Source organism: Hymenobacter norwichensis DSM 15439 (assembly GCF_000420705.1).
Lineage (GTDB): Bacteria > Bacteroidota > Bacteroidia > Cytophagales > Hymenobacteraceae > Hymenobacter > Hymenobacter norwichensis.
In genome coordinates this window covers 515,718-527,991 of sequence record NZ_ATVL01000008.1, presented here as the reverse complement: position 1 = coordinate 527,991, position 12,274 = coordinate 515,718, and the positions used below count along the sequence as shown (strand labels likewise).

Below are 12,274 nucleotides of genomic sequence, written 5' to 3'. Positions count from 1 at the left end.
CGTTGATGGTTTTAAGCTGGTAATGTGAGGTTATTGTGGGTCGGCGGCGGTGCCAGGATTATCAGTGGCGGCATCCAGGTTGGCGGTGGAAACTGGGGCGGGTGCTGCCTTTGCGCGGCTGCGCCGAGGGGCAGGTGTGGTAGCAGCCGGCTTGGCAGCAGCGGGCTTAGACGTGCTGTTGTTCTTAGTAGCGGCGGCGGGCTTAGGTGAACTGCTGCTCTTGGCGGGCGCGGCCGGTTTAAGGCTTGCTTTGGTGGGGACAGTAGGAGCCGGTACGGCGGCAATGCTGTCGGAAGCGGCGGGCGTGCCGTTGCCTTGCTGCTGCACAATGTTGTGCAATGCTTGCTCAAACAGCTGTGCGGTGTCCACGTCGAGACGCTGCGTGGCTTCTTTCACCACAGCTTTCAGTTTGTCTTTTGTTTCTTTGCGGATGCGCTTCACCACTTCACTCATGCGCTGGTCCAGTTCCTTTTGCAGTTGCTTGGCTGCCAGCTTCAATGCTTTCTTTTGATTCGCCTTCTTGCCCGTACTAGAGTCTGAAATAGTGTCTGTGGCTTTAGTAGCCGCTTTTTCTGCTTTACGCTGCGCTTTCTCTTCGGGCGTTTTCTTGGCAGAAACTTTTTTAGCCTTTTTCTCTGGCTGTTCTTGTTCAGACTTTTTCATTGGTAGCAATGTGTGAGTGAATTTTTTAGTGAGAAGACGCCATTAATAGTCGAGCTGCTCAAATATAGAAGAAATTACGAGCGGCTTTTGTTGTCGCTATAGTACCGCTCACGTTTGCCAGTAGCTTTTTTCGGCTCCGGCCGATTCCCTTCCTGATTCTCTGTTTTCTTTCTTCTTTTTTCTAAATGCAACCTGATCCTCAACGCTATACCGTCACGGCGGCGCTGCCCTACGCCAACGGGCCAGTGCACATTGGCCACTTGGCGGGCGTGTACTTACCGGCCGATATCTACGTGCGCTACCTGCGTGCCGCCGGCCGCGACGTGAAGTTTATCTGCGGCTCCGATGAGCACGGCGTACCCATTACCATCCGGGCTCAGAAAGAAGGCGTTACGCCCCAGCAAGTGGTGGATAAGTACCACGCCATCATCCGCGACTCGTTCCAGGATTTTGGGGTATCGTTCGATATTTACTCGCGCACTTCCTCTAAAACGCACAGCGAAGTAGCCAGCGGCTTTTTCAAGAAGCTCTACGAAGAAGGCAAGTTCATCGAGCAGGTTTCGCAGCAGTACTACGATGAGAAAGCCGACCAGTTTTTGGCCGACCGCTACATTGTGGGCACCTGCCCGAACTGCGGCAACGAAAACGCCTACGGCGACCAGTGCGAGCGGTGCGGCTCGTCGTTGAGCCCCACGGAACTGATTAATCCGCACTCCATGCTGAGCGGCAACCAGCCGGTACTGCGCGAAACCAAGCACTGGTATTTGCCCCTCGACCAGTACGAGCCTTGGCTGCGCGAGTGGATTGTGGAAGGCCACAAGCAAGACTGGAAAACCAACGTGTACGGTCAGTGCAAATCCTGGATCGACCAGGGCCTGCACCCCCGCGCCGTAACCCGCGACCTAGATTGGGGTGTGCCCGTGCCGGTAGCTGGGGCCGAAGGCAAGGTGCTCTACGTGTGGTTCGATGCGCCCATCGGCTACATTTCGGCCACCAAAGACCTGCTGCCTGACACCTGGGAAACCTATTGGAAAGATGCTGGTACCAAGCTGGTGCACTTCATCGGCAAAGACAACATCGTGTTCCACTGCATCATTTTCCCCACGATGCTCAAGGCCCACGGCGACTATATCCTGCCTGACAACGTGCCCGCCAACGAGTTCCTTAACCTGGAAGGCGACAAAATCAGTACGTCCCGCAACTGGGCCGTGTGGCTGCACGAGTACCTCCAAGACTTTCCTGGCAAAGCCGATGTGCTCCGCTACGTGCTCTGCGCCAACGCCCCCGAAACCAAGGACAACGACTTCACCTGGAAAGACTTTCAGACGCGCAACAACAGTGAGCTAGTGGGCAACCTCGGCAACTTTGTGAATCGTGTGTTGGTGCTCACGCACAAGCATTTCAATGGCGCGGTACCGGCGGCCGGCCCCTTCACCGATGCCGACCAAGAGGTGCTAACCCAACTCACCGAGTTTCCGGCCCGCATCGGTAGCCTGATTGACAACTACCACTTCCGCGACGCGCTGAGCGAATTGATGAATCTGACGCGCCTCGGCAACAAGTACCTAGCCGATACGGAGCCGTGGAAGCTTATCAAGCACGACGAAGCCCGTACCGGTACCGTGTTGCACGTAGCGCTGCAATTGGCCGCCAGCCTGGTCACCCTGATGGAGCCGTTCCTGCCCGCCGCCGCCGCTGATTTGGGCGGAATGCTAAACACCACGAAAGGGGAGTGGGCCACGGCCGGTAACCCCAGCGCGTTGACTGCTGGCCACGCGCTGGGTGCCAATCCGCATCTGCTCTTCGATAAAATCGAAGACAAAACCGTGGAAGCCCAAGTGCAGAAACTGCTCGATACCAAAAAGGCCAACGAACTGGCCAACGCCAAAGCCGCGCCACCTAAAGAAGATATCAGCTTCGAGCAGTTCCAGACTATGGATTTGCGCGTGGGTACCATTGTAGCTGCCGAGAAAGTTGCCAAAACCAAGAAGCTGCTTAAACTTTCGGTAGACCTTGGTTTGGCCGAGCCCCGCACCATTGTGAGCGGTATTGCCGAGCACTTCATTCCCGAAGCCCTCATCGGCCAGCAGGTGCAGGTGCTGCTCAACCTAGCTCCGCGCGAAATCAAAGGCATCCAAAGCCAAGGTATGCTCCTCATGGCCGAAAACGCCGATGGTTCTATAGCCCTGATGCAGCCTGGCCACCCCGTAGTGCCCGGTTCGGGAGTAGCGTAAACGGGTTAGTTTAACAATAAAAAAGCCGGCTCACATTAGTGTGGGCCGGCTTTTTTATTCACCTAACAGCTGAAGCAATGTATTGTACTGCTGGTTAGGAAAAGGGTGTTCTACCCATTTCTCAAGGTATCGTTCATAGCCGTGCTCTAACTATAGTTCAGTGAGGATGCGTTTGACTATTGTGGCAAATTCTAAAGCCGTTGATTCCGTTTTGAACAGGAGACTATATCTATCCTGAGGATACATGTTCCAACTGGCCCAATCATCATACCAGCGTAATTCTACCAGTAATATATCCTTCTGAAACGGAGTTAAGATAAGTTGATGTTCACCTGGCTCGTCCATGAAGACGACAACTTTCTCTGTAGGCAGGCTGGTGAGTAATAGATACAGCTACATCCGCTAAGTTGCTTAAGCTGTCATGTATGTAGGAAACGTTGCCACTTATTTGTTGCTGACCATCACCTAGAGTGACATCTACCCAGCCTGTTCCACTAATTCTATAGTCGATGAATAAAGGCATGAAATCCTCCTGGCTACTTCGTATTCACCACATTCATCGTGCGCTCTAATCCAATCGTGCCGAAACTCAGGATAGCATCAGCGGCCCGCTCGATGTGAGTGGACAGGTCGATCCGCTCATCAGCAGAGAACTGTTCCAGCACATAATCCACCTGCCGACCTTTCGAGAAATTAGCATCTACGCCGAAGCGCAGGCGAGCGTATTCGTCGCTGCCAATGGATTCTTGGATGCTTTTCAAGCCGTTGTGCCCGCCGGCCGAGCCTTTGCCTTTCAGGCGCAGCTTGCCGTAGGGTAGAGCCAAATCGTCGGTCACAACTACCATGCTTTCCTTTTCCAGCTTGAGGCTACTCAAGTAATGCGCTGCTGCCTTGCCGCTCAAGTTCATATAGGTGGTCGGCTTCACTAGCACAAAAATTTTGCCTTTGTGCTTGATTTCGGTGGTGAAGGCGTGGCGGCCCAGTTCGAACCGGGCGCCGTGCTTGGCGGCCAGAAAATCAGCCACCATAAACCCAATATTGTGGCGGGTGTCAGCATATTCCGGCCCGATGTTGCCGAGGGCGAGAACCAGGTATTTCATAGAATCACGGATTGAAACGAGTTTTCGGATTATCCCGATGCAGTATATGGCGGTGCCGCTTAGGCCGCTGGCACAAATAAAAAAGCCGTCCTGTTAGCAGGACGGCTTTTTGCGGTTGGTCGATTGGCTGGAAACACGAAATCCGTGTTGCCCCGCCAAGTCGCTTCAATCCGTGATTTACTTGTCGCCTTGCATCTGGCCTTTCAGTGCACGTGGGATGGCCACGGTAGCAATTGGAGCCTGGGCGTTGGTGAGGATAGTGAAGTTTTTCTCTTCCACTTTGGCTACTTTGATCGACTTACCAAGGCCGAGGTCCGAAATGTCAACTTCTACGAAGTCGGGCAGGTTTTCGGGAGTAGCCTTCACTTTCAGCTTACGTAGCTTGCTTACCAGCTTGCCACCAGCCAATACGCCTGGTGAAACACCAACGTACTTCACGGGCACGTCCATTTTCACTTCTTTGCCGTCAGCTAGCTCCAAGAAGTCAACGTGCAACAGCATTTCGTTTACAGGGTGGAACTGCGCATCCTGCACAATGGCGCGGTAGTGCGTACCCTCCACGTTCAAGTCCACAATGTGAACTTCGGGGGTGTACAGCAATTCGCGGAAGAGGATAGCGGGGGCCGTGAAATGGACCTGCTCAGCGCCACCGTACAATACGCACGGCACGTACGACTCAAGGCGAACCGCCTTGGAATCCTTCTTACCGAGATTCGCTCTTTTAAACCCTACAATCTCGAGGCTTTTCATAAAAGAAGTGTTTTTGAGGAAATTGAACCACTTGCCAAAGTGGCAAACGGGCCGCAAAGATAGGCAATAGATAGTGTAGTTGCTATGGCTGCTCTATTTAAAGTAGTTTGTAGAGTGCTGCGTGGCTAGAAAATGATCTATAGAAGCGCGTTCTTTGAAGGACACGCTCTGAGTTCTTTTGTGTCTCGCTCTTCTTCAACCACCACTAACTACTATATGAAATCAACTGCTTTGCTGTTTTGGCTGCTGCTTTGTTGCGCGCCCTTGTTTGCGCAAACCCCTACTGCGCCGAGCTACGCCCAGGAACACTACACTAAAAAGGAGGTGTACGTGACCATGCGCGACGGTATAAAACTGTTCACGGCCATTTACACGCCCAAAGATGCAACCGCCGGCAAAAAGTACCCCATCATGATGCAGCGCACTTGCTACAGCGTGGCACCCTATGGCACCACCAAATTTCCGGCGCGCCTTGGCCCCTCCGAAACCATGATGAAGCAGGGCTACATTTTCGTGTACCAAGATGTGCGTGGTCGCTGGAAAAGCGAAGGTACCTGGACCAACATGACGCCCGTCATCGACAAAAAGAAAGGTAAAAAAGACGTAGACGAAGGTTCTGATACCTTCGATACCATTGATTGGCTTGTCAAGAAAGTAGCTAATAATAATGGCCGGGTAGGGCAGTGGGGCATTTCGTATCCTGGGTTCTACACCGCCGCCGGCATTCTTTCCGACCACCCGGCCTTGAAAGCCTCTTCCCCACAAGCGCCGGTATCCGACTTCTTCTTCGACGACTTCCACCACAATGGTGCCTTCTTGGAGTCGTACATCTTCACGTATCCGGTATTCGGCGTGCAGAAGCAGGATACCACCAGCAAAGCCTGGTACGGCGCCCAAAACATCAAAGCCAACACCAAGGATGGATACCAGTTCCTACTGGACTTAGGCCCCCTCAAGAATGCTGATAAGTACTACGCCAATAACTTCTTCTGGCAGGAAACCGTCAACCACCCCAACTACGACGAGTTCTGGCAGAAGCGTGGCCTACCCGAGCACTACACCTCCGGCATAAAGCCCGCCGTAATGACTGTTGGTGGCTGGTTTGATGCCGAAGATCTCCGCGGCCCGCTCACTATCTACAAAACCATCGAGAAGAAAAGCCCCGATACCTACAACACGCTGGTGATGGGCCCTTTCGGGCACGGCCGTTGGTCGCGTGAAACGGGCCACACCATGCACAGCAATGTGTACTTCGGCGACAGTATTGCCACGTTCTACCAGCGTAACATCGAGGCGAAGTTCTTCGCGCACTTTCTGAAAGGCAGCGGCGACAAAAACTCGGGCCTTCCTGAAGCCTATATGTTTGATACCGGCAAAAAGCAGTGGGAAACCTTCCCCAAGTGGCCCGCTACGGAAGCCACTCACCTCAAAATGTATTTAAGCGCCGATGGCAAGCTAGAGAAGCAGTCCGCTGCCACTCCGGGCACCAAAAGCTTCGTGAGTGACCCACTCAAGCCGGTGCCCTACACCGAAGACTTGACCACTACCATGGGCTTCACTCCGCACAACTACATGAGCGAAGACCAGCGCTTTGCCGGCCGCCGCCCTGATGTGCTCGTGTACCAAACCGACGTGCTAACCGATGACGTGACACTAGGCGGCGAAATCATGGCCAACCTCAAAGTAGCTACCTCCGGCACCGACGCCGATTGGGTGGTGAAGCTCATCGACGTGTATCCGCCCGACGAGCCCAACCACGAATACATGCCCAACAAAAACATCATGCTTAGCAACTACCAGCAGATGGTGCGCTCTGAGGTGATGCCGGCTCGTTTCCGCAACAGCTTCGAGAAGCCCGAGGCCATGGTAGCCAACCAGAAAACCGACGTGAATTTTCGCCTACAGGATGTGCTGCACACCTTCAAGAAAGGCCACCGCATCATGGTGCAGGTGCAGAGTACGTGGTTCCCGTTCATTGCCCGCAACCCGCAGAAATTCGTTGAGAATCCCTACAAAGCCAACGAGAGTGACTATATCCAAGCAACCCACACCGTACACGGCGACAGTTTTATTGATGTAGAAGTGCTGTCAACTACCAAGCCGCAGGTGCCTTAAGCATCAACCACTAACAAAAAAAGCGCCGCTCAATCCCAGGATTGAGCGGCGCTTTTTTTGTTAGTGAAGCTACAGCTTACACGAATAGGGAGCTAATCGATTCGTGCGTAACCACGTTGCGGATGGCACTAGCAAACAGGTTAGCCACGGAAATCACCCGGATTTTATGGTTCTCTTCTTTCAGCGGAATCGTGTCAGTAATCACCAGTTCTTCGAGCGCCGAATTACGAATCCGCTCGTGGGCGGGGCCGCTGAGCAGGCCGTGCGTAATCACCGCCCTCACTGACTTGGCGCCGCGCTCCATCAGCAGCTCGGCTGCTTTGCAGATGGTACCGGCCGTATCCACAATGTCGTCTACCAGCACCACGTTCATGCCCGTCACGTCGCCGATAACCTGCATCGACGCAATTTCATTGGCCCGCAAACGCATTTTGTCGCAGACCACAATCTCAGCCCCGAATTTCTTGGCAAAAGCCCGGGTCCGCACCACACCGCCTACGTCGGGCGACGCAAAAATCAGATCGTCGAGGTTCAGTGACTTGATGTAGGGGGCCGTTACGGTGGCACCGTCAAGGTGGTCAACCGGAATGTCGAAGAAGCCCTGAATCTGGCCGGCGTGTAGGTCGCAGGTCATCATCCGGTCAGTGCCCACACTCTGAATGAAATCGGCTACCACCTTGGCGCCAATGCTCACGCGCGGTTTGTCTTTGCGGTCTTGACGAGCATAGCCCATGTATGGCATCACAATGTTCACCTTATAGGCCGAGGCCCGTTTGGCGGCATCTACCATCAGCATCAACTCCATCAGGTTTTCGGCGGGTGGGGTGGTGCTTTGAATCAAGAACACTGCGCAGCCCCGCACGCTTTCGTTGAAACTCGGGCCCAACTCAGTGTCGGCAAAGCGCTGAATGCTCAGGTCGCCGAGGGGCTGACCGTACGCGGCGGCTATTTTTTCACCAAGATCATGAGACGCGTTGCCCGCGAAGATTTTTACCTGCTGTGCCATGAGACAATTGAAAATGAAAAGGGTAGAAGTCAGGATTGTGCTGATAGTGCCTCTGAGCAAAGCGGAACGGTTGCAGTAGCCAAGGGCGGACGCCGAAAACTAAAAAAGCGAAAGGCGCTAACTCTTCGGAAGAAGAATCAGCGCCTTTCGCTTACTTTAGTCGGTTGTCCGACCAGGGCTCGAACCTGGACTTTCTTGAATCAAAATCAAGCGTGTTGCCAGTTACACCATCGGACAATTTCCCCTCGGTTTCCGTTGCCGGTGTGCCGTTTGGGTGTGCAAATGTACTAGTGCTTTTTTTCAAGGCAAACTTTCGTGGAAATATTTTTCATAATTTTTTCAGCGATGCTACCGCCCGATGCCTCTTTTCAGGGCCTGAGTAACTGATTTTCAGGCCAAAAACTATCATCTTAACGAAGGTGAACTTTCGTGTCGGCTCTGCTTTGGTGAAGCGGGGATTAAGCCGTAGTTTTGCGGCCTGAAAACGTTGCCCCACTACCTATAAAGAACCGCAATGGCGAATACCGGCAAAATCACCCAGGTTATTGGTCCCGTCGTGGACGTGAGCTTCGCGGGTGAAAACGCAAAGCTTCCTAATATTCTCGACGCCCTCGAAGTTACAAAAGACAACGGTCAGGTAGTCGTCCTGGAGTGTCAGCAACACCTGGGCGAAGACCGTGTGCGCACCATTGCCATGGACTCAACCGAGGGCCTCACCCGCGGCGCCGAAGTGCGCAGCCTAGGCGCACCCATGTCGATGCCCACGGGCGAAGGCGTGAAAGGCCGTCTTTTCAACGTAATCGGCCACGCCATCGACGGCATTCCGCAGCCCAAGAGCGACGGTCCGATGTCGATTCACCGCCAGCCGCCGCCCTTCGAGGATCTGGCTACGTCGTCGGAAATCCTCTTCACTGGTATCAAAGTAATCGACTTGCTGGCTCCTTATGTAAAGGGTGGTAAAATCGGTTTGTTTGGTGGTGCCGGCGTAGGCAAAACCGTACTCATCATGGAGCTGGTAAACAACATCGCCAAGGCCTACGAAGGCCTGTCGGTATTTGCTGGCGTAGGTGAGCGTACCCGTGAGGGCAACGACTTGCTGCGTGAATTCATCGAGTCCGACATCATCAAATACGGTGAGGAGTTCAAGCACTCGATGGAAGCTGGCGGCTGGGACCTGACCAAGGTAGACCAGAACGAGCTGTTGAAGTCGCAGGCTACTCTGGTGTTCGGCCAGATGAACGAGCCCCCCGGAGCCCGTGCCCGTGTGGCCCTGTCGGGTCTGACCATTGCCGAGAACTTCCGCGACGGTGACGGTTCCGGTGCCGGTCGCGACATTCTGTTCTTCATCGACAACATCTTCCGCTTCACGCAGGCGGGTTCCGAAGTATCGGCTCTGTTGGGTCGGATGCCTTCGGCAGTGGGTTACCAGCCTACGCTGGCTACTGAAATGGGTGCCATGCAGGAGCGGATTACCTCTACTAAGCGCGGTTCTATCACGTCGGTACAGGCCGTATATGTGCCTGCCGATGACTTGACTGACCCGGCTCCGGCTAACACCTTTGCTCACTTGGACGCTACAACGGTATTGAGCCGTAAGATTGCCGAGCTAGGTATCTATCCCGCCGTTGACCCGCTGGACTCCACCTCACGCATTCTGTCGATTGAGGTGCTGGGTGCTGAGCACTACAACACGGCTCAGCGTGTGAAAGAGATTTTGCAGCGCTACAAAGAACTGCAGGACATTATCGCCATCTTGGGTATGGATGAACTCAGCGAAGAAGACAAGCTGACCGTAACGCGTGCCCGTCGGGTACAGCGTTTCCTGTCGCAGCCCTTCTTCGTGGCCGAGCAGTTCACGGGCCTCGCCGGTGTACTGGTTGACATCAAGGATACCATCAAAGGCTTCAACGCCATCATTGACGGTACCTATGACCACCTGCCCGAGGCTGCCTTCAACTTGGTAGGTACCATTGAAGACGCCATTGCAAAAGGTGAGAAGCTGATTGCCGAAGCGAAGTAATTTTTTGAGCTGTTAGCTGTTAGCTATTGGCTGTTAGCTCCAAACATTTGCCGACAGAAAGTAGCTAACAGCTAGCAGCTATCAGCTAATAGCTCAAAAGAATATGCATCTAGAAATCATCACGCCGGACCGGAAAGTATTTGAAGGCGAAGTAACGTCGGCACAGTTTCCGGGCTCTGATGGCTTATTTGAAGTGCTGAACAACCACGCGCCACTTATTTCGGCGCTGAAAGCCGGTGATGTGGTGCTAACTAGCACTGCGGGTCGCACAGCTTTCCACATCGAAGGCGGCGTGGTAGAGGTGCTGCGCAATAATGTGATTGTGTTGGCTGAAGGCGCTAGCGCATAGCTTAGCCCACTACTATAAGTGAAGCAAACCCCGCTACCAGCTTTGGTAGCGGGGTTTTGCGTTTTGAAGGCAGACACATAAACGGTAGCTTGCTGCGGTTTCAACTGAAGCAAAGCAGAAGCGTAGCATTATTTGGCTCAGTTTATCAAATGTCTCATGCAAACGAAGTAGTCCGTAATTGCATGAGAAATTTACTTTGCTTGCCCAATACAACCTTATGGACATTAAGCCCAAAATAACCCCCATTTATCAATCGTCGGTTTTCAAGTTCGAGGACCTCAACGAGTTAGAGTTGTACTTCGGGGAGCCCGGCAGTCGCTACCTGTATTCGCGCAACGGCAACCCCAATTCCGACGAGCTGGCCGATGCAGTGAATGCGCTGGAAGGTGGGGCGGGCGCGGTAGCTACGGGCTCGGGTATGGCGGCCATCTTCGTGGCGCTGCTGGTGTATTGCCAGGCCGGCGACCATGTGCTGTGCGCCGCTGATATCTACGGCGGCTCATCATCATTGCTGAACAACGAATTAAGCCGCATGGGTATTTCGGTGACGTACGTGCCGTTCGAGCAGATATATGACCTGAAGCAATTCGTGCAGCCAACCACCCGCCTGCTGCTGGCCGAAACCATGAGCAACCCATTGCTGCGCGTGGCCGACCTGCGCCGCCTAGCCAACGAATGCCACCAGCTAGGGTTGAAGCTGGTGGTGGATAATACCTTCGCTACGCCCATCCTGACTAAACCGCTGACATTGGGTGCTGATGTAGTGCTGCACAGCGTCACGAAATACATTGCTGGGCACTCCGACGTGACGGCTGGCGTGGTGGTAGCCGCGGACCTGGAAGTAGCAGCGCGGCTCAAGCAAATGGGGGTGCTTTATGGCCTGACGTTGAGCCCCATGGAAAGCTGGCTGGCAGTACGCGGCCTCAAAACCCTGCACTTACGTATGCCGGCTCACAGCCATAACGCGTTGACTGTTGCCAAATTTTTGCAGCAGCAGCCGGCCGTGCGCGCCGTGTATTACGCCGGCCTGCCTGACCACCCCCACCACGAATTGGCTAGGCAGCAGGGCGGTGGGCTGTTCGGGGGTATGATGTCCATCTTGCTGGCTGATGATGCCGAAACAGTGAACCGCTTTATGCAGCGGAGTCAACGGTTTCCCTTCGCGCCGTCGTTGGCTGGGGTTGATTCGTCGCTGTCTTATCCGCTAGGCACCTCGCACCGCTACCTCACGCCGGAACAGCAAACCGATTTAGGTATTACAGTTGGGCTGGTACGGTTGTCGATTGGTATCGAGCCAGTAGAAGTATTACGAGCTGACCTGGAATACGCACTAGAGTAGAATAAAAGCTGCTGTTGGTCTTATACTAATGCCGAAAGCCTTGTACTTGCTGCGCGTTGCTTTGTGCTACTAGGACTGCCAATGGAACTTTATGTACTGCCTGGTTCAGAATTATACCAAAATAGGGTTGCTAAGCTGTTGGGAATAGCTCTATTATAGCCTCTGCAACGCGCTCCAAGTCCTGTTCTGTCATAGCGGTGCCCGACGGCAGGCACAAGCCTCTGGTAAATAAATCGGTACAAACTGCTCCGCCGTACATAGGAGCACCCTGAAAGAGCGGCTGCAAGTGCAGCGGTTTCCAGAGCGGGCGGCTTTCGATGTTGCGGGTTTCCAGGTGCAGCCGCAGTTGCTCCGGCGTGACGTCTGATGCAGCGGGGTTGAGCAGAACGGTCGTAAGCCACTGGTTGCTGCGGCTTCCTACTGGTTCAATGGGAGCAAATGTTAGGGCAGGCAGATTAGGAGGTGTTAACAGTAGGTATTATGTTTGGGACATGGACTATTTGTTGACCGATGTGCAGTGGGCGCGGCTTGCGCCGCTGCTGCCAGGGCGAGTCGGCACCAAAGGTGGCCGCGGGCAGGACAACCGCCGGTTTGTGGAAGCGGTGCTGTGGCTAGCCCGTAACGGGTGCCGGTGGCGGGCCTTGCCGGCCGAATGGGGCAACTGGCACACCACGTACACGCGCTTCCAGCGCTGGACC

11 protein-coding genes and 1 tRNA gene are annotated in these 12,274 nt (G+C 54.1%); 6 read left to right on the top strand and 6 right to left on the bottom strand.

The features are described from left to right. Positions 1–30 precede the first annotated feature (30 nt). Entirely contained in the window at positions 31–663 is a 633-nt protein-coding gene (locus tag G536_RS0113275) for a hypothetical protein (protein WP_022824086.1), read from the bottom strand. Between the two features lie 185 nt (positions 664–848). Here G536_RS0113275 and metG point away from each other — a divergent pair, with 185 nt between their 5' ends. Further along, a complete protein-coding gene (gene metG, locus G536_RS0113270; RefSeq protein ID WP_022824085.1) occupies positions 849–2,897 on the top strand; it encodes a methionine--tRNA ligase in 2,049 nt (682 codons plus the stop codon). 536 nt (positions 2,898–3,433) lie between these two features. Here metG and pth read toward each other — a convergent pair. Together pth and G536_RS0113255 are read right to left on the bottom strand one after the other, a co-directional pair. Further along, positions 3,434–3,997 (bottom strand): aminoacyl-tRNA hydrolase, encoded by a 564-nt coding sequence (gene pth / locus G536_RS0113260; protein WP_022824083.1) that lies wholly within the window; start codon positions 3,995–3,997, stop codon positions 3,434–3,436. 177 nt (positions 3,998–4,174) lie between these two features. Further along, entirely contained in the window at positions 4,175–4,747 is a 573-nt protein-coding gene (locus G536_RS0113255; RefSeq protein ID WP_026880151.1) for a 50S ribosomal protein L25/general stress protein Ctc, read from the bottom strand. Between the two features lie 216 nt (positions 4,748–4,963). On the opposite strand from G536_RS0113255, the gene G536_RS0113250 reads away from it, so the two are divergent. Then, positions 4,964–6,862, top strand: coding sequence for a CocE/NonD family hydrolase (locus G536_RS0113250; protein ID WP_022824081.1), 1,899 nt, complete (start codon positions 4,964–4,966; stop codon positions 6,860–6,862). Positions 6,863–6,938: 76 nt separating this feature from the next. On the opposite strand, the gene G536_RS0113245 is transcribed toward G536_RS0113250, so the two are convergent. Together G536_RS0113245 and G536_RS0113240 are read right to left on the bottom strand one after the other, a co-directional pair. Further along, positions 6,939–7,868 (bottom strand): ribose-phosphate pyrophosphokinase, encoded by a 930-nt coding sequence (locus G536_RS0113245; RefSeq protein WP_022824080.1) that lies wholly within the window; start codon positions 7,866–7,868, stop codon positions 6,939–6,941. A 164-nt stretch (positions 7,869–8,032) separates the two neighbouring features. Continuing rightward, a tRNA-Gln gene (locus G536_RS0113240) sits at positions 8,033–8,105 on the bottom strand. 277 nt (positions 8,106–8,382) lie between these two features. Between G536_RS0113240 and atpD the strand changes: the two genes are divergently transcribed. The 3 genes from atpD (at position 8,383) to G536_RS0113225 (ending at position 11,576) form a co-directional block, all read left to right on the top strand. Further along, positions 8,383–9,888, top strand: coding sequence for a F0F1 ATP synthase subunit beta (gene atpD, locus G536_RS0113235; protein WP_022824079.1), 1,506 nt, complete (start codon positions 8,383–8,385; stop codon positions 9,886–9,888). 103 nt (positions 9,889–9,991) lie between these two features. Beyond that, positions 9,992–10,237: an ATP synthase F1 subunit epsilon gene (gene atpC / locus G536_RS0113230; protein ID WP_022824078.1), complete on the top strand. Its 246-nt coding sequence runs from the start codon at positions 9,992–9,994 to the stop codon at positions 10,235–10,237. Between the two features lie 217 nt (positions 10,238–10,454). Further along, on the top strand, positions 10,455–11,576 hold the full coding sequence (locus G536_RS0113225; protein ID WP_022824077.1) for a trans-sulfuration enzyme family protein: 1,122 nt from the start codon (positions 10,455–10,457) through the stop codon (positions 11,574–11,576). 130 nt (positions 11,577–11,706) lie between these two features. On the opposite strand, the gene G536_RS31465 is transcribed toward G536_RS0113225, so the two are convergent. Then, on the bottom strand, positions 11,707–12,006 hold the full coding sequence (locus G536_RS31465; protein WP_281170617.1) for a DegT/DnrJ/EryC1/StrS family aminotransferase: 300 nt from the start codon (positions 12,004–12,006) through the stop codon (positions 11,707–11,709). A 61-nt stretch (positions 12,007–12,067) separates the two neighbouring features. On the opposite strand from G536_RS31465, the gene G536_RS33075 reads away from it, so the two are divergent. Further along, the coding region (locus G536_RS33075; RefSeq protein WP_211223331.1) for a transposase at positions 12,068–12,274 on the top strand (207 nt) is incomplete at its 3' end.

Bases quoted from the DNA above. Each gene is read 5' to 3' on its own strand.
- G536_RS0113275 (WP_022824086.1), bottom strand. From the start codon at position 663: ATGAAAAAGTCTGAACAAGAACAGCCAGAGAAAAAGGCTAAAAAAGTT.
- metG (WP_022824085.1), top strand. From the start codon at position 849: ATGCAACCTGATCCTCAACGCTATACCGTCACGGCGGCGCTGCCCTAC.
- pth (WP_022824083.1), bottom strand. From the start codon at position 3,997: ATGAAATACCTGGTTCTCGCCCTCGGCAACATCGGGCCGGAATATGCT.
- G536_RS0113255 (WP_026880151.1), bottom strand. From the start codon at position 4,747: ATGAAAAGCCTCGAGATTGTAGGGTTTAAAAGAGCGAATCTCGGTAAG.
- G536_RS0113250 (WP_022824081.1), top strand. From the start codon at position 4,964: ATGAAATCAACTGCTTTGCTGTTTTGGCTGCTGCTTTGTTGCGCGCCC.
- G536_RS0113245 (WP_022824080.1), bottom strand. From the start codon at position 7,868: ATGGCACAGCAGGTAAAAATCTTCGCGGGCAACGCGTCTCATGATCTT.
- atpD (WP_022824079.1), top strand. From the start codon at position 8,383: ATGGCGAATACCGGCAAAATCACCCAGGTTATTGGTCCCGTCGTGGAC.
- atpC (WP_022824078.1), top strand. From the start codon at position 9,992: ATGCATCTAGAAATCATCACGCCGGACCGGAAAGTATTTGAAGGCGAA.
- G536_RS0113225 (WP_022824077.1), top strand. From the start codon at position 10,455: ATGGACATTAAGCCCAAAATAACCCCCATTTATCAATCGTCGGTTTTC.